This is a genomic window from Actinacidiphila rubida (assembly GCF_900110255.1).
Taxonomy (GTDB): domain Bacteria; phylum Actinomycetota; class Actinomycetes; order Streptomycetales; family Streptomycetaceae; genus Actinacidiphila; species Actinacidiphila rubida.
In genome coordinates this window covers 17,516-34,122 of the sequence record NZ_FODD01000016.1, presented here as the reverse complement: position 1 = coordinate 34,122, position 16,607 = coordinate 17,516, and the positions used below count along the sequence as shown (strand labels likewise).

Here is a 16,607-nt window from a genome sequence, read left to right as displayed (position 1 = left end):
GGCCGTGACCTGTGGGGTCGTTGGGAACTGGGCGGGGCTTCTTCTTGTAGTGGCCATCCAGTTGTCACCCGGGGGGTGCCGGGGGTCGAGCAGTCTTGCCCTGCCCCTTCACCCGCTCGCCCGTCCCTGACGGCGTGCGCCCGCGAAAGGAAGACGGATGTCCGACGCCTCGCATGACGACGCCCCGCAGACCGGACCCACCCGGCGGCGGCTGCTCGGTGCCGCGGCCGCGGTCGGCGGTCTGACCGCGGCCGCGTCGGTCCTGCCGCCCCACCTCAGCCGTGCGGCGGCCGCGGAGCCGCGCTCCGGCGGGTCGCTGTCGGACATCGAGCACGTGGTGATCCTGATGCAGGAGAACCGCAGCTTCGACCACTACTTCGGCACCCTGTCCGGCGTGCGCGGCTTCGAGGACCCGCGGGCGGTGCGGCTGCCCGGCGGGCGCCCGGTCTACTACCAGCCGGACAGCCTCAACCCGGACGGCTACCTGCTGCCTTACCACATGGACTCCAGGACCACGGCGGCCATGGCGATACCCTCGCTGAGCCACGCCTGGCAGGCACAGCACACCGCCTGGAACGGCGGCCGGATGGACAGCTGGCTGCCGGCGCACCGCGACGCGGACGGCGACGCCAAGGGCCCGTACACGATGGGCTACCTGACGCGCGAGGACATCCCGTTCCACTACGCACTGGCGGACGCGTTCACCGTCTGCGACGCGTACCACTGCTCGGTGATGGGCCCCACCCACCCGAACCGGTACATGCACATGACGGGAACCATCGACGCGGACGGCCTGGCCGGCGGTCCGGCGCTGGACAACAACGCGGCCAAGGGCACGTACACCTGGACGACGTATCCCGAGCGCCTCGAGGCGGCGGGCGTGAGCTGGAAGATCTACCACGAGCCGTCGACCGGTCCCGGCGGCGGCCCGACGGGACTGGCGCCGATCGCCAACATGAAGCAGTACCAGACGGCGCGGCCCGGTGACGCGCTGTACGACAAGGCGATCGCCGAGAGCGCCTTCGGGCAGTTCGAGTACGACGCGCTCAACGGCACGCTCCCCAAGGTGAGCTGGCTGCTGCCGCCGTCCCTGTACGACGAGCACCCGGCACGCCTGCCCGCGGCCGGCGCCAACTGGCTGGCGGGGAAGATCGACGCGGTCGCCGCCAACCCGGAGACCTGGGCCAAGACCGTCTTCATCCTCAACTACGACGAGAACGACGGCCTGTTCGACCACGTGGTGCCGCCGACACCGCCCGCCGGGACCGCCGGCGAGTTCGTCGCCAAGACCTCGCCGACGGGCGTGCCCGGCGGGAACCTGCCGGTGGGCCTGGGCTTCCGCGTGCCGTGCGTCATCGTCTCGCCGTGGACGGTGGGCGGCTGGGTGGCGTCGGAGACCTTCGACCACACCTCGGTGCTGCAGTTCCTGGAGCGGGTGACGGGTGTGGCCGAGCCCAACATCAGCGAGTGGCGGCGCCGCACCACCGGCGACCTGACGTCGGCGCTGCGGATGTCCGAGCCGCGCCGCCCGGCCCCCGGCCTGCCGCAGACCGGCGGGCTCTACAACCTGGCCCAGTACGAGGCCTCGCACCTGCCGCTGCCCTCGGTCCCGGCCGCCCAGACGCCGCCGCGCCAGGAGCGCGGCCACCGCCCCCGCACCTGACGCGGGGACGCCGGAGCCGTCCGGGTGCGCGCACCCGGACGGCTCCGGCCCGTCGCGTCCCGGCCCGCCGTACCCGGCACCCGGCACCCGGCTTCCGCGGGATGGCCGGGCGCGCGTCCACTACGCTGTCCCGATGACCACGGGGGCGGAATCAGGGACAGGTGCCGGTCCGGCCACGGACGCGGCGGTGGAACCGGCGGACGCACGCGGCCGGTTGCGGCCGGTTCTCCACAAGGCGCGCTGGATCAGCGGCGGACTGGCCCTCCAGCTGGTGGGGCTCGCCGGCCCGATCGCCTACGTGGTGTCGCGGGCCAAGCACGAGAGCATCGGGGGCCTGCTCACCGTCACGACCGTGAAACTCGCGTGGCACGAGTCCGCCCACGAACGGAAGGGCATCGCGATCCTGGCGGCGGGGGCGATCGTCTTCGCGCTGGGCAGCGTCCTGCTCGCCCGCCCGTTCGTGAAACGCCGCCTGACCCTCCTGGTCGCCGTCCCTCTCGCCGCCGTGTGCGGCGCCCTCGTCCTCGGCGTGGCCGCTCTGATCGTGACCCTGATCTGCCTCCTGGAGGGCGCCGGGGGCGACATCGACAACATCCCCGGCGGCGGCGGTTCGTCCAGGAAGTCTCCCGCGGATCCCGCGGCGGCCGCCCTGCCCACCGACGCGGGTCCGCCGGGTACCTGACGGCACACCTTTTCCTTCGGCCCGGCACGCACGACGGCCGGCACCCCGCACTGGTGCGGGGTGCCGGCCGTTCGCGCGACTGCGGCCGGTGCGGCTACTGGACCGTGATGCGGATCGTGGCCTGCGGGGACGGGGTGGCGGTGGGGTCGGTCGCCGTGACGGCGAGGGTGTGGGGGCCGGGCGGGAGCGGGGTGGTGGGCGTGCAGGAGTAGGTGCCGTCGTCGGCGGCGGTGGCCGTGCAGAGGTCCGCGCCGTCGGAGGTGACCGCGACACGGGCGTCGGGTTCGGCCGTACCGGCCACGGTGGGGGTGGCGGTGACGGTGGCGCCGTCCTGCGGTGCGGTGACGGTGACGGGCGGCGCGAACGGGGTGGTGGTGGCGACTCCGTCGCCGGTGATGCGCACCGAAACGCTGTGGACGGTGACCTGGCCGCCGCCGTTGCGCAGCCGGAAGTCCGCGCCGGAGTGCTGGAGCCCGCCGAAGTACGCGTCGCCCGCGGTGACCGTCGCCGTCTTCCAGGTGCCGGTGCCGGTCAGCGGGATCGACTGGGTGGACTTGTAGGGGTCGGACGAGCCGTTGTCGTAGTGCACGGCGAACGATCCGGCGCCCTGGTCGTAGTAGGAGATGGTGAAGGTCGCGGCGTAGTAGCCGGCGTGCGCGATCGAGTCGTCGATGTCGAAGTAGATGTTGCTCTGGGTGCTGGTGCGGGCGGTCAGGCCGTCGATGACGGACGCGGTGGTGGGTCCGTCGAAGCCTCCGGACGGCCGCTCTTCCTCGCTCATGCCGTAGGCGTGGTCGTCGGGTCCGACGACGGCGCCGACCACGGCGGTGCCCGGGGGCAGGTCGGACGCGTTGAAGGCGACGGGCGCCGACGCGTCGCCCACCGGACCGCTCGGGTCGGCCGTGCTCGCGCTGATGCTGTGGTGCCCGGCGGTGAACCCGCCGGCCGGCGAGCACGTCCAGGCGCCCGAGTCGTCGGCGGTCGCCGTGCACACCGTGCTCGCGCCTTCGTGCACGGTCACCGCGCCGTTCGGGACGGTGGTGCCGCTGACCGGAGCGGCGAGCTTCAGGGTGCTGCCCTGCACGGGGGTGCCGATCGCGGGGGCGGGCGGGAACGCCCGCCGGTCGGCGACCCACGGGCCACTCACCGTCAGCGCCGCGCTGTGCACGCTGAACGGCGACGCGGAGTGCAGCCGCAGGTCGGCGCCCGCGGCCTGGTCCCCGCCGAACCACGCCGTGTCGACGGCGACGTCGGCGCCCTTCCAGGTGTCGCTGCCGGTCCGGGCGATGGTGCCGGCCGTGTGGTGCGGGTCGGCGGGCCCGGCGTCGACCTGGACCTCGAGGGGGTCGGTTCCGGAGTCGTAGTAGGAGACGTGGACCGTGCCGTGGTAGCCACCGGTGGCCGCCGTGTCGTCGGCCACGTCGAAGGACAGGTCGCTGCCGGCGGTGCCGCTGCCGGTGGTGCGGGCGGTCCGGCCGCCGACGTCGCCGGGGGTGGTGGCCGAGCCGGGCGAGGCGGGGTCGTCGACGCGGGTCAGGCCGTAGGAGCGGTCCGTGCCCGCGAGGACGGTGCCGACAGTGGCGGTTCCGCTGGTGACGACCTGGTCGAGGCCGAGCCGGACGCCGCCCAGGTGCTTGGCCGAGGCCGCGGGGGTGCCGGTGACCCGGGCGAACGGCAGCCCCGTGGTCGGCGCGTCGGCGCGCTGGACGAGGTAGGAGTGGCCGGCCTTGGCGGGCACGGCGAGCAGCCCGGCGCCGCTCTCGGGCGTGACGACGTGTCCGGTGGTGCCGTCCACGACCTCGGTACGCCCGCCCGGCCAGGGGTTCTTCACCGTCAGCGTCCCGGTGGCGCCGGCCTCGATCGCGGCGGTGGTCAGCGTGCCGCCCTGCACCTGCACGTCGGCCTTGGTGCCGTGCTGGAGGTAGACGGTACCGCTGGCGTTCCAGTCGGACGGCCAGGCGGGGGCGAACCGGATGATGCCGTCGAAGTCCTGGGCGAGTGCCTCGTTCACGGCCGTGGCGACGCCCGACTCCTGCTCGATGTACGGCTGGTAGCCGACGCTGCTGCCGAGGTCGGCGAACCCGTTGGCATACACCTGGTGGGACTCGGTGATGGACACCAGCTTGGCGCGGACCTCGGCGGGGTCCTGCAGCCGGGCGGCGTCGATCGCGTCCATCGACCAGTCGTTGCCGCCGGTGTTCGGCCGGTGCGCGTAGGAGCGCTGCTCCAGCGCGAACAGGCCCGGGTCCTGGTCGCTGACGGTGTTCCAGGGCCACAGCGGCTCGAGTTCGATGTTCTCGCCGTTGCGGCGTTCGGCGGCCGGCTCGTAGGAGATGGCGAGGATGTCGCTGCCGGTGGCGTCGGCCGCGTCGGTCTCGGCCCGCGTGTAGTGCGGGTTGAGCAACTGGGTGCGGGTGGCCTGGTCGGTGCGCGGGTACGGCGGGATCTCGGTGGCGGCCTTCCGCACCTGCGCGACCAGGTCCCTGTCCGTGGTCGTGTCGGTGCCCATCACCCGGGCGGCCTGCTCGACGACCGGGAACAGCGCATGGTCCACCGCGATGTCGGTGGTGGGGTCCCGCACCGCCCACTGGGTCTCGTGCGCGTTGGCGTCCGCGTGCAGCAGGCCGTCGGATCCGAGGCTCTGGTAAGCGAGTTGGAAGACCGCGGCGGCCTTGATGAACGGGAAGTACTTCGCGAGGGCGGCGTGGTCGCCGGTGGCCTGGTACTGCTCCCACATGTACAGCGCGACCTCGGGGCCGCTGGAGATGTCGAGGGCGTTCCAGTTGGGGCTGCCCGGTTCGCTGCACGAGGCGTTGGCGCCGGGGGCCGGGTCGCCGCCGTTGCCGTTGAACCGCATCGTCTCGGGGAGGCAGATGCCGGGGCGGCCGCCCATCTGCTGCTTCGTCCACGCCTCGATCTGCGGCAGGTCGTCGGCGTACATGTCGAAGACGGGCGTGTTCAGCTGGTAGTTGCCGCTGCTCATGTTCGCGGCGATCTGGGTGCGCAGGTTCCAGAGCCAGTAGGCGGAGGGCTGCCAGGTCTGCTGGTCCCTGCTCCACGCGAACATGTCGGCCTCGCCGGCCTGGCTGCCGGGGTAGATGCCCTGCTTCATCGACGCGGCCTCTTCGTAGAGGTACAGCGTGCGCAGGTTCTCGACGTACGCGGCGCTTCCGTCGGCGGAGTCCATCGCGACGAGTCCGGTGTGGGTCCAGTACCGGGACCACCACCGGTCCTGGCCGACCGTCAGGGACCGTTCCGCGGCGGTCGCGTCGTCGCCGATAGTTGCGGTCGCGGTGGCGGCCGCGTCACCGCCGGTCCAGCCGGGGGCGGCGACCACGACGCGGAAGCTGCCGTCGGCGTGCGGCGCGAAGGCGACCGTGACCTGGGTGGGGCTCGCGACGGACGCGGCCACGTCGCGGCCGCCGGCGGTGATCGCCGCCATGGTGCCGAAGGTCTTCCCGCTGGGGATCTGCGGGCCCGTGTCCGTCCAGGTCTCGGCGAGGGTGCCGAGGGCGCCGGAAGCGGCGGCGCTGGGCTTGCGTCCCTGCCACAGGCTGAGGGACGCGGTCTGCGGGACGTGCGGGTCGGCGCCGGTCACGTCGACGATCAGCTCGTCCTTGCCGCTGTCCACCCAGGCCTTCAGCGCCATGCCGCCGCCGGACTCGCGCAGGGTGCCGTCGGTGAGGTCGAGGCGTCCCGAGAAGTCCGCGGCGTGCGAGATCACCGACAGCCCAGGGATGGTGAGCTGGCCGGGCGACTTGCGGTCGGGCATGGTGTCGGAGCGGTTGAGCTGCGCGGTGAACCCGCCGGCGGCCCACGCGGCCACGCCGAGCGAGCCGTTGCCGAGCGGAACGGACGCGGTGGGCGCGGAGTTGGGGGCGCCGAGGACGAGGTCGGAGCGGCTGACGACGCCCAGCGGGTCGACCGCGAAGGCGCCGCGCTGCCAGGCGGTGGTCGCGGGCGCCGGCGCCGCCGCCCGGGCGGCTCCCGGGTCGGCGAGGACGAGTCCGGTCACCGCGGTCAGGGCCGCCGACCACACGGCCAGGGCACGCCGTCGCCGGACGCGACGATGGTGGCTGTTCTTCTGCACGCTGCCCTCCAGGGCTCACGAGACACGACAGTGTGTGATCCGATGAATCACCCCTCGGACGACAACCCTGTCGCCTTCAGCGGGCACATGGGGGGATGCGGCATACCTAACATCGGACGAATGACGTTGTAGTCGCTGCCCGTTGGCGATGTAAAGACTTCGGCGCGGACCAACCCGAATCAGTTGCGGCGCGGCGCGGCGGGGCCCGTGTGCAGCCGCCCGGAGGCCGGCCAGGCCACGTCGTCGATCGTCAGGAACGGTTCGCCCGCGACGGTCGCGGGGGTCACACCGGCGAACGCCATGACGTCGCGGTGCAGGTGGGACTGGTCGAAGTACCCACCGTCCGCGGCCACTCGGGCCGTGCCGTCACCGGCCGCCAGGCGGTGCACGGCATGGTCGAAGCGCACCAGCGTCGCGGCGCGCTTGGGCGGCAGGCCGAGTTGGGCCTGGAACCGCGACCACAGGCGCCTGCGACTCCAGCCGACGTCGGCGGCGACCTGCTCGACCCGCACGAGGCCGCGACTGCCGGCGATCCGCTCCCAGGCCCAGGCGACCTCCGGATCCACCGCGGCCCGCGCGGCCCGCACGCGGCGCGCGACCAGCGCCTCGGCGAGCGCGAAACGCCCCTCCCACGTGGGGGTCTCGGCGAGCTGCGCGCCGATCCGCGCCGCGTCGCGGCCCCACAGGTCGTCGAGTGCCACCATCCCGCCCGCCAGGTCCGCGGGACTCGCGCCCAGCACGGCGCGGGCGGCCACCGGCGACAGGCGCACCTGGAGGCACGTGACGTCCTCGCCCCAGGCCCGGACCGCGCCGCCGGAGCCGAACCCCGGTCCGGCGACCAGGCTCCGGCGCAGCCGCCGGCCCGCCCCGTCGTCCACGCCGGCCCGGCCCGTCCCGACCAGCAGGACCAGCATCACGGCGGGGTGCGGTACCACCCGCAGGCCGCCCTCGATCCGGCCGGGGACCTCGAACGCGGCCATGTCGACACCGGCCACCCGGCTGGGCCGCCGGGGACGGGCGACGTCCCACGCAGCCGGATCGGCCCGCTCGCCCGCGGTGGACCCCACCCGTCCATGCTAGGAAGACGGACCGCCGCGCGGAGTCGTTCGGCGGAACATTCGTCCAAGCCGGGCCGGCGGGCCGGCCTCCACAGTGGGCTCATGACTCCTCCCGAACCGCCCGCCATGCCGCCGCATCCCGACGCAGCCGCCCGGACCGCGGCGGCAGCCGCGGACGCCCCGAACGTTCCGAACGCTCCGGACACCCCGGTCAGCGCGGACCGGTCGCACGCCGAGGACGCCCAGGACGCCGTCCTCGCGCTGGACGCGGGCGAGGTCCACGTCCGCCTGGACGGCCCGCGTGACGCCCCCGCGCTCGTCCTCGTTCACGGTTCCGCCTCGTCGGCCGGCGCCTGGTCCGCGCTGGTCCCGCTGCTCACCTCGTCCCACCGCGTCGTCCGGATCGACCTGCCAGGTCACGGCAGTTCGGGCGAACCGGCCGGCGGGGACTACGCGGTCGAGGAGCAGGCCGCCGCCGTCGGCCAGGCGCTCGACCTGCTGGGCGTCGACCGCGCGGTCGTGGCCGGGCACTCCAGCGGCGGCTACACCGCCGTGGCGCTCGCCGAGAAGCGTCCCGGCCTGGTGTCCGCGCTCGTCCTCGTCAACACCGGGCCCAGCACCGGCGCGTACCTCGCGCCGGAGTCCGCCGCCATCGACCCCGCTCAGTGGCCGCCGTCCGACGAGCAGCTCCGCGGCTTCGCGAGCAGCGCGTTCCGCAACGGCTTCCGCATCCCCCAGGAACTCGTCGACGAGCTGCGGGGCATCAGGATCCGCGCGGTCGGCGCGGCGATGGGAGGCTCGCTCGCGTATCTGGGCCTGAAGCCCGTACCGGACCGGCTGATCGCCCTCGGCACGCCGGTGCAGGTGCTCTTCGGCGACCAGGACCGGCGCTGGCGGCCCGCCTCGTTCGCGGACTACCGCGCCGTCCCCGGCGCCGACGTGCGGGCCGTGCCCGGCTCCGGGCACACGCCGATCATCGAGGACCCGCGGCGGACCGCGGACCTGATGCTGGCCTTCGCCGCGCTCCACCGGACCGGCGGCTCGCCGGCGGGCTGAACCCCGCGGCGCCTCGCGGGCCGGCCGGGGCGAGCGGACCCTTCTTCCGCGGCCTCCGCGCCAGCGCCGCGACCTGACGCCGGGCCCTGACGCCGGGCCGGTCACGCCCGCGCCCGCCCTCAACTCCCCGACAGTGGCGCGAACTTCCAACATTGTGCGGGGAATTTTCTTACAGTGCACGGAACCTTGCGGGCCTCACAGGCGGTCTGTACGGTCGGGGCGCCGGTTTCCCACGTTCCTGAAGGAGCATCAGATGCGGGCGATCCCCCCACGTTCGCGCGGCCTCGGCACGACCGGGCGCAGATCCGCGGCGACCGCGCTCGCCGCGGTCGCGGCACTGTGCCTGGCCGCCGTCCCCGCGACCGCCGCGTCCCACCGCACGCCCGAGCCCGGATCCGCACCGCGGGCGACCGCGGCGGCCTCCCCCGCCGCGGCGGGAGCGACGGTCCCGTTCACCACCTACGAGGGCGAGGCCGGGACCGCCGGCGGCGCCGCCACCGTGACCTCGCTGACGTCGCCGCCCGCCACTCAGTACTCCAGCGCCGCCCTCGAAGCCTCCGGCCACGCCTACGTGCACCTGGGCTCCACCGGCGACTCGGTGCGGTGGACGAACGGCACAGGCGGGCCCATCAGCTTCCTCAACGTCCGCGCCAGCATCCCGGACTCGCCGTCCGGTGGCGGCACCACCGCCACCCTCGACCTCTACGTCAACGGCGTCTTCCGGCAGGCCCTCGACCTCAACTCCAAGCAGTCCTGGGTGTACGAGGGCAACAACAACTACAACACCAGCGACGACCAGAACCCGGCCGACGGCGACCCGCGGGTCTTCTGGGACGAGGCGCACACCTTCGTCACCGGCACCCCGATCCCCGCCGGCGCCACCTTCTCCCTGCAGAAGGACGCCGCCAACAGCGCGTCGTCCTACGACATCGACTCCGTGGACGTGGAGAACCCGCCGGCGCCGCTCGCCCAGCCGGCGAACTCGCTCTCGATCACCAGCTGCGGGGCCGTGTCCGACCCCGCCCCCACCAACGGCGCGGCCGACCCGCAGTCCGTGGACAGCAGGGCCGCCATCCAGAACTGCATCAACCAGGCGCAGGCGCAGGGCAAGATCCTGTGGATCCCGCAGGGCACCTTCTACGTCAAGGGCACGGCCGGCCTGACCGCCCAGGGGATCACCATCGCGGGCGCGGGCCTGTGGTACAGCACCGTCTACCGTGACGTTACGGTGCCCAACAGCACGCCGCTGGCAGCGCTGTTCGACGTGACCTCCTGCACCGTCCAGAACTTCCACATCGACGCCGACGCGGTCAGCAGGAGCACCGTCGGCGGCGACGGGGGCGCCATGGACACCACCGGCACCAACTGGGTGGCCGACGGCATCTGGACGCAGCACACCATGTCGGGCTTCTGGGCCTCGGGGACCGGCGGCACCGTCCGCAACAGCCGGCTGACGTCGGTCTGGGCGGACGGCATCAACGTCAACAACGTCTCTCTCGGCGCCGACACCGGCAACGACCTGACCGTCACGAACAACTTCGTGCGCGGCACCGGGGACGACGCCATCGCCGTCAACTCGGTGCACTACAACACCAACGGCGACGGTTCGCAGACCTTCTACAACCCGATGACGAACATCACCGTCACCGGCAACACGTCGATCGCGCCATGGGGCGGGAAGGGCATCGGGATCTACGGCGGCAGCGGCCACCACGTGTCCGGCAACTACATCGCCGACACCGCCCGCTACATCGGGCTGGGCGCCGGAAGGTTCGGCGTCAACGGCAGCGATCTGCTGTCCGCGACGGTCTCCGGGAACACCGTCGTCCGCTCCGGCGGCAACGCCTACGGCCAGGGTCAGCCGGCCCTGCACATCGGCAACGGCGGCGACGGGCAGAACACCGGGACGGTCGACCACGTGACCGCGACCGGCAACACGGTCGTCGACTCGCTGTACGACGGGATCGGCTTCTCCACCTCCACCAACACGCTGCTGCAGAACAACACGGTCACCGACCCCGGCCGCAACGGCATCGCGATCTCACCGCCGTTCTATCCCGCTCCCACCGGCTCGGCGGCGATCACCGGCAACACCGTCGGCGGCCTGCACGCGGGGGCCACCGCGTTCGTGAACGACTCCAGCGGCTTCACCGCGACGCTCAGCGGCAACACCTGGGAACCGGCCGCTCCCGAGGGCCCCTACGGCGGGACCGCCGCGGCCGTGCCCGGCACCGTCCAGGCGGAGAACTACGACACCGGCGGCCAGGGCGTGGCCTACGACGTCAGCAGCGTGAACGGCAACGCCAACGGCTACCGCGCGGACGGCGTCGACCTGGAGACGACCTCCGACACCGGTGGCGGCTACGACGTGGGCTGGAGCGGAAGCGGGCAGTGGTTCCGCTACACCGTGAACGTCGCCCAGGCCGGCACCTACACGGTCGGCCTGCGCGTCGCGGCCCCTTCGGCCGTCGCGGACGCCCTGCACCTGTCGGACGCGTCCGGGGCGAACCTCAGCGGCGCCGTCGCCCTGCCGGCCACCGGCGACTGGCAGACGTGGGCCACGGCCACCACCACCGTCACCCTGCCCGCGGGCCGGCAGGTACTCACCGTCAACCAGGACAACGGCGGCTGGAACGCCAACTCCCTGACGTTCACGGCGAACGGCGGCGCCCCGAAGACCGACCTCGCCGCCGGGCGGCCGACGAGCGAGTCCAGCCACACCGACGTCTACCCGTCCTCCAACACCACGGACGGCTCCCAGTCCACCTACTGGGAGAGCGCCAACAACGCGTTCCCGCAGTGGATCCAGGTCGACCTCGGCTCGGCGGCGACCGTGTCCAGGGTCGTGCTGCAACTGCCCGCGGGCTGGGGCGCACGCACCCAGACGCTGTCCGTCCTCGGCAGCACCGACGGCACCACGTTCGGCACCGTCAGGGCCTCGGGGGCCTACACCTTCGACCCCGCGTCCGGGAACACCGTCACGATCACCTTCCCCGCCACCAGCCAGCGCTACCTGCGGCTGAACATCACCGCGAACACGGGCTGGCCGGCTGGGCAGTTGTCCGAGTTCCAGGTCTGGAACAGCTGACCGGTCCGACCGGTCCGACCGGTCCGGCCCTTCCGGGCGGCCGACGGTCCGGATCCCGCTGACCTTCCCTCCTCCCTCCCCGGGAACCGGCTCCGCCGGCGGACGCCCCTGACATCCGCCGGCGGAGCCACCTTCACCGTGTCACTGGTCGTCCGGGCACAGGTGCAGCGCCAGCACGTTGCCGCCGCTCACCGTGACGTGCACCCGGCCCAGGGTGCCGGTGTCGCCGCCGTTGGCCACACGGAAGTCGGTGCCGGCGTTCTCCCCGTTGTGGAAGGCCGCGTCGTCCACCGTGAAGGTGGCGGTCTTCCACGTGTCCGTACCGGTCTTGGCCACGGGCGCGGAGTTCTTGTACGTGTTGCCGACCGCGTCGTACTGCAGGGTCCAGTTGCCCGTGCCGTGGTCGAAGTAGTCGATCGTGACGGTCGCGTGGTAGGGGCCACCGCCGGGCACGATCGAGTTGTCGACGTCGAAGTACGCGTACGGCGAGCCGTCGGTGGTGGAGCGGCCCGGCCGGCCGCCGACGGTGACGGGCAGGGTGTGGCCGTCACCGTTGTCCCGCAGTCGCAGCCCGCACTCGGTATCGGTGCTGCCGAGGGTGTCGCACGCGGTGGCGGTGGCGTCGGCGGCGGGCACGGTGACGTTGACCGCGCCGCCGGGCAGCGCCACGCCCGACGCGGTGGTGAAGGAGACCTTCACCGGGTGGTAGCCGGAGGGCGTGCCGGTGGCGACGCCGATGGTGACGGGGACCTGCGCGGTGCGGCCGCCGGTCAGGTCGAGGGTGCCGGAGGACGGGGTGACGGTCACGCCCGGGGTGTCGGAGGCCGCGGTCCAGCGCACGGTCCCGGCCTTCCCCGCCAGCGACGACACGCCGACGGTGGCGGGCAGGGAGCTGCCGCCCGGCAGCACCTGCGTGCCGGTGGGCGTCAGGTAGCCCACGGCGGGCACCTCGTGGTCGCGGTACGAGGGCGGGGCGTCCTGCGGCGCGGTGGCGCGCCGCGTGTCGGGCGTCGCCGACAGGTCCACGGCGAGGGCGCCGCCGCGGGTGGCGAACGAGGCGGGCAGGGCCGTGGACTCGTAGCGGCGGCCGTCGAGCGTCATGCCGGTCACGTAGGGCGCGCCCGTGGCGGCCTTCGGCGCGTCGACGGTGATGGTGCGGCCGTTGCCGAGGCTGATCACGGACTTCCTGAACAGCGGGCTGTTCAGCGCGAGGGCCGGAGTGCCGGGCGTAGCGGGCATCATGCCGAGCGCCGCCCACACGTACTCCGAGGACAGCGCGCCGTTGTCGTCGTTGCCGGGCAGCCCGTCGGGCGCCGTGGTGAACAGCTCGTTCTCGAACCGCCGGGTGACCTCCTGGGTCTTCCAGGGCTGGCCCACGTAGTCGTAGACCCAGGGGGCGGTGGTGTCGATCTCGTTGCCCGCCCAGTCGTAGGGCGCGTTGCCGCCCGCGTTGAGCTGCGAGAAGAACTCGTCCAGGCGCGGGATCGCCTGCGCCGGCCCGCCCATGGCAGTGACCAGGCCGGCGATGTCCTGCTGCACCGAGAAGCCGTACTGCGCGGCGTTGCCCTCGTCGTAGCCGTCCTGGCCGAAGGCGCCGGCGGGCGGCGTCACGAAGCCGGGGCCGGCCGGGAAGGCGCCGTTGTCGTCACGGGGCCGCAGGTAGCCGGTGCTCGGGTCGAAGATGTTCTGCCAGTTCTGGCCGCGCCGCGCGTACGTGTCGGCGGTCGCGTGATCGCCCACGGCCGCGGCCAGTCGGGAGATGGTGAAGTCGTCGAGCGACCACTCCAGGGTCTCCGAGGCGCCCTGGAGTCCGTGGTCGCCCTGCGACGTCGCGTTGTTGGGGGCGTAGCCCAGACGGACGTAGTCCTCGACGCCCGGCCGCTCCACCCAGCCCCAGCCCACCTTCTCCGCGTGGTTGGCGGCCTTCTCCATGATCGGCAGGGCGTCGCGGATGTCCACGCCCGTCGCGCCGAAGGCCACGTACTGGGCGAACAGCGGCACGCCGTTGTCGCCGTTCATCACGTTGCCGGTCATGTTCTGCGACGGCCACTTGGGCCACCAGCCGCCCTGCTGCTGGGCGTCCCGGAGCAGGGAGTTGGCCATGTCGCCCGCGCGGTCGGGGTAGAGCATGGTCTGCAGCGGGGCCAGCGAGCGGTAGATGTCCCAGTCGGAGAACGTCGCATACTGGGTGTGGCCCTTCGGCACCTGGTGGATCGCGCCGTCGAAGCCGGTGTAGCGGCCGTCGACGTCGTTGAACACGCTCGGCGACTGCAGGCTGTGGTACAGCGAGGTGTAGAAGACGCTCAGTTGGTCCTCGGTGCCGCCGCCCACCGCCACCTTGCGCAGGGCCTCGCGCCAGTCGTCGCGGGTCCGCGCCTGCACCCGGCCGACGTCCCAGCCGGGGATCTCGGCCGCGCGGTTGAGTGCCGCACCCGCGGTGCTCACGTACGACATGCCGATCTTGGCGGTGACGGCGCTGTCCTCGGATGTGTCGAACGTCAGGTACGCGCCGGAGCCTGAGCCCTCCGCGCTGGACGCGCCGGGCGTGACCGCGCCGCCCTGCCAGGTGCCGTGCGCGGTGAAGGGCCGGCTGAAGACGATGTCGAAGTACATCGTGTACTGGCTGTTGTTGCACAGGCCGTGCGGCGTGGTGGTGCCCGCCAGTTCGTGGTCGTTGACGACCTGCACCTGGGCCTTGATGTCGCCGCCGAGGCTGGTGCCGGACTTGACCAGCACCTGCGCCTGGCTGCCCGCCGGATAGCGGAACCGGGCGATGCCGGTGCGCTCGGTCGCCCCGAGCTGCACCTGCACGTCGGAGTCCTTGAGGTGCACCGCGTACGAGCCGGGGGCCGCGTGCTCCTCGTCGTGCGAGAAGTGCTCGGTGCGGGCGGCCGGGTCGTCGCCGATCGCGCCGGTCACCGGCAGCACCGGGATGTCGCCGAACGACGAACAGCCGCCCGAGAAGTGGTCGAGGCTGAAGCCGCGGACCGCGCTGTCGTCGTAGTTGTATCCGGTGCCGCCGGAGGTGGTGTCCGGACTGAACTGCATCATGCCGAAGGGCGCGGTCACACCGGGGAACGTGTTCTCCCAGTCCGCGCCCTTCTTCGTGCCGATGAACGCGTTGACGTACCCCGTGGGGTCCTTCACCGTGTGCACGGTGCCGCCGTCCGCGGCCACCGCCGCCGGCGCCGTCGCCGCGCAGGCCGCGAACACCGCGACCACCGTGGCGAGTCTGCTCCATCTGCCGCGAAGTCGTCGTCCCATGACGCTCCTTGTCGAGAATGTCGCGTGGGCGTAAAGTAACTCGGTTGACATCGTTGTCATTTGCGCCCCGGCAGTCTGTGCCCCTCCCCGCGCGACGTCAAGGAGCTGGACGGCGACGGTCTTCCGCCGGGGGGCGAACCGGGCGGGCGAACCGGGGCGGGGCGAACCGGGGCGGGGCCGTCGAGTTCGACCGCGTCGTCGACCCGGCGGCGATGGTCGGCCGCCAGTGACGCCCGGGTGCGTCTCCGGCGGCCGGACCGCGTTCCACCGGACACGACGGGGCGGTTGAGTACCCGTACTCATGTGGGGTGGCGGGTGCCGATGATGCGATGGGGCGGTGAGTGGGAGAACGGATCGGGGATGTGCCGCCGCGGCGCTGGCGGGTGCCGAACTCGCCGCTGTCGTGGTGATCTTCCTCAGCTGGTCGCTGGGGACCTACGGGAGCTGGGACCCGCAGCACGTCGGGCCGCGTGCCGGCGGGTACGTGACGGCGATGGGTGCCGTGGCCGGCCTGGCGGCGGTGGCCGCGGTCGCCGCCGCCGCACGGCGCGCGCGGCGGTTCGCGTGGAGCCAGGCCGTCGTGTTCGGCGTCGTCGCCGCCGTCATGGCGGGCACGCACACCGTGGGAACGCGGGAGTACGAGCAGCGCCAACGGGAGGCGTGCCAGGCGGGGTTGCACGCGTCGTACTGCACGGGTCTCACCAACTGAAATAGCCGGTCGCCCTGCTCCGGGACGGCGAGAATCGCGGGATGACAGATACGGACGCCAAGAGGGACCTCCGCCTCTACCTGCAGGACGCGCGGGACGTGCTGGTGTGGAAGCTGGAGGGACTGCCGGAGTACGCAGTGCGCCGGCCCATGACGGCCACGGGAACGAACCTGCTGGGGCTGGTCAAGCACATGACCGGCGCCGAAGCGGCGTACTTCGGCGAGACGTTCGGCCGGCCGGTGGCGGCGCCGCCGCTGTGGATCGCGGGGGCGGCGGAACGCAACAGCGACTTGTGGGCCACCGCCGACGAGTCGCGCGAGGGGATCGTCGGCGACTACCGGCGGGTGTGCGCCCACGCCGACGAGACGATCGAGTCGCTGGCCCTCGACGCCGTCGGCCGCGTGCCGTGGGGAGCACGGACCGAACTGACCCTGCGCCGGGCCCTGGTCCACATGATCGCCGAGACGCAGCGGCACGCCGGCCACGCGGACATCGTCCGGGAACTCCTCGACGGCGGCACGGGCCAGCGGCGAGCGGGCGCCAACGTGGCCGAGGGCGACGCCACATGGTGGGACGAGTACCGGAACACCCTGGAGCGGGTCGCCCGGGAGGCCGGCACCGCCGCCTCGTAGCGGAGGCATACGGGGGTGAGGGCACCGAGCGGAGGCGGGCGGGCGGCGGACGGGGCGAAAGCGGGCGGACAGCGCTGGCGGGTGGAGGGCGGGCGGGCCGGGGACTCAGCCCGTCACCGCTTGCGCGGCCACCTCCGCCGCCAGCCGTCGCATCACCGTGCGGTTGGCGCGCCGCATCGTGGCGCGCACGAGGGGTGCGAGGAGGCGGTCCCCGAGCGGGGCGCGTTCCCAGGCGTAGGTGAAGGACACCCGGCTGCCCCCGTCCGGCAGGACGTCGAGCGTGTACGTGCCGCGGGCCGCCCTGCGGCCCCCCGCGCTGACGTTGCGTTCGACGATCCGTCGCGGCGCCTCGGTCTCGACCACCT

10 protein-coding genes are annotated in these 16,607 nt (G+C 73.2%); 6 read left to right on the top strand and 4 right to left on the bottom strand.

The genetic code is table 11. The features are described from left to right. Window positions 1-157 precede the first annotated feature (157 nt). Together BMW99_RS17200 and BMW99_RS17195 are read left to right on the top strand one after the other, a co-directional pair. Complete coding sequence (locus BMW99_RS17200) at window positions 158-1,663, top strand: alkaline phosphatase family protein (protein ID WP_069465153.1); 1,506 nt, start codon at window positions 158-160, stop codon at window positions 1,661-1,663. A gap of 133 nt (window positions 1,664-1,796) precedes the next feature. Then, window positions 1,797-2,345 (top strand): hypothetical protein, encoded by a 549-nt coding sequence (locus BMW99_RS17195; RefSeq protein WP_143080544.1) that lies wholly within the window; start codon window positions 1,797-1,799, stop codon window positions 2,343-2,345. Window positions 2,346-2,439: 94 nt separating this feature from the next. Here BMW99_RS17195 and BMW99_RS17190 read toward each other — a convergent pair whose 3' ends face one another. Both BMW99_RS17190 and BMW99_RS17185 read right to left on the bottom strand, forming a co-directional pair. Then, on the bottom strand, window positions 2,440-6,435 hold the full coding sequence (locus tag BMW99_RS17190; protein WP_143080543.1) for an Ig-like domain-containing protein: 3,996 nt from the start codon (window positions 6,433-6,435) through the stop codon (window positions 2,440-2,442). A 179-nt stretch (window positions 6,436-6,614) separates the two neighbouring features. Beyond that, complete coding sequence (locus BMW99_RS17185) at window positions 6,615-7,415, bottom strand: helix-turn-helix domain-containing protein (protein ID WP_079176099.1); 801 nt, start codon at window positions 7,413-7,415, stop codon at window positions 6,615-6,617. Window positions 7,416-7,595: 180 nt separating this feature from the next. Here BMW99_RS17185 and BMW99_RS17180 point away from each other — a divergent pair, with 180 nt between their 5' ends. Continuing rightward, window positions 7,596-8,549, top strand: coding sequence for an alpha/beta fold hydrolase (locus tag BMW99_RS17180; RefSeq protein WP_245791501.1), 954 nt, complete (start codon window positions 7,596-7,598; stop codon window positions 8,547-8,549). Window positions 8,550-8,802: 253 nt separating this feature from the next. Next, window positions 8,803-11,637 (top strand): discoidin domain-containing protein, encoded by a 2,835-nt coding sequence (locus BMW99_RS17175; RefSeq protein ID WP_245791500.1) that lies wholly within the window; start codon window positions 8,803-8,805, stop codon window positions 11,635-11,637. A 141-nt stretch (window positions 11,638-11,778) separates the two neighbouring features. On the opposite strand, the gene BMW99_RS17170 is transcribed toward BMW99_RS17175, so the two are convergent. Beyond that, window positions 11,779-14,901 (bottom strand): GH92 family glycosyl hydrolase, encoded by a 3,123-nt coding sequence (locus BMW99_RS17170; protein WP_075017079.1) that lies wholly within the window; start codon window positions 14,899-14,901, stop codon window positions 11,779-11,781. Window positions 14,902-15,238: 337 nt separating this feature from the next. Here BMW99_RS17170 and BMW99_RS17165 point away from each other — a divergent pair, with 337 nt between their 5' ends. Both BMW99_RS17165 and BMW99_RS17160 read left to right on the top strand, forming a co-directional pair. After that, entirely contained in the window at window positions 15,239-15,610 is a 372-nt protein-coding gene (locus tag BMW99_RS17165; protein ID WP_143080541.1) for a DUF6234 family protein, read from the top strand. A gap of 41 nt (window positions 15,611-15,651) precedes the next feature. Beyond that, on the top strand, window positions 15,652-16,242 hold the full coding sequence (locus tag BMW99_RS17160) for a DinB family protein (protein ID WP_075017077.1): 591 nt from the start codon (window positions 15,652-15,654) through the stop codon (window positions 16,240-16,242). Window positions 16,243-16,347: 105 nt separating this feature from the next. Here BMW99_RS17160 and BMW99_RS41345 read toward each other — a convergent pair whose 3' ends face one another. After that, complete coding sequence (locus BMW99_RS41345; protein WP_322900204.1) at window positions 16,348-16,605, bottom strand: SRPBCC family protein; 258 nt, start codon at window positions 16,603-16,605, stop codon at window positions 16,348-16,350. Between the last annotated feature and the right edge of the window lie 2 nt (window positions 16,606-16,607).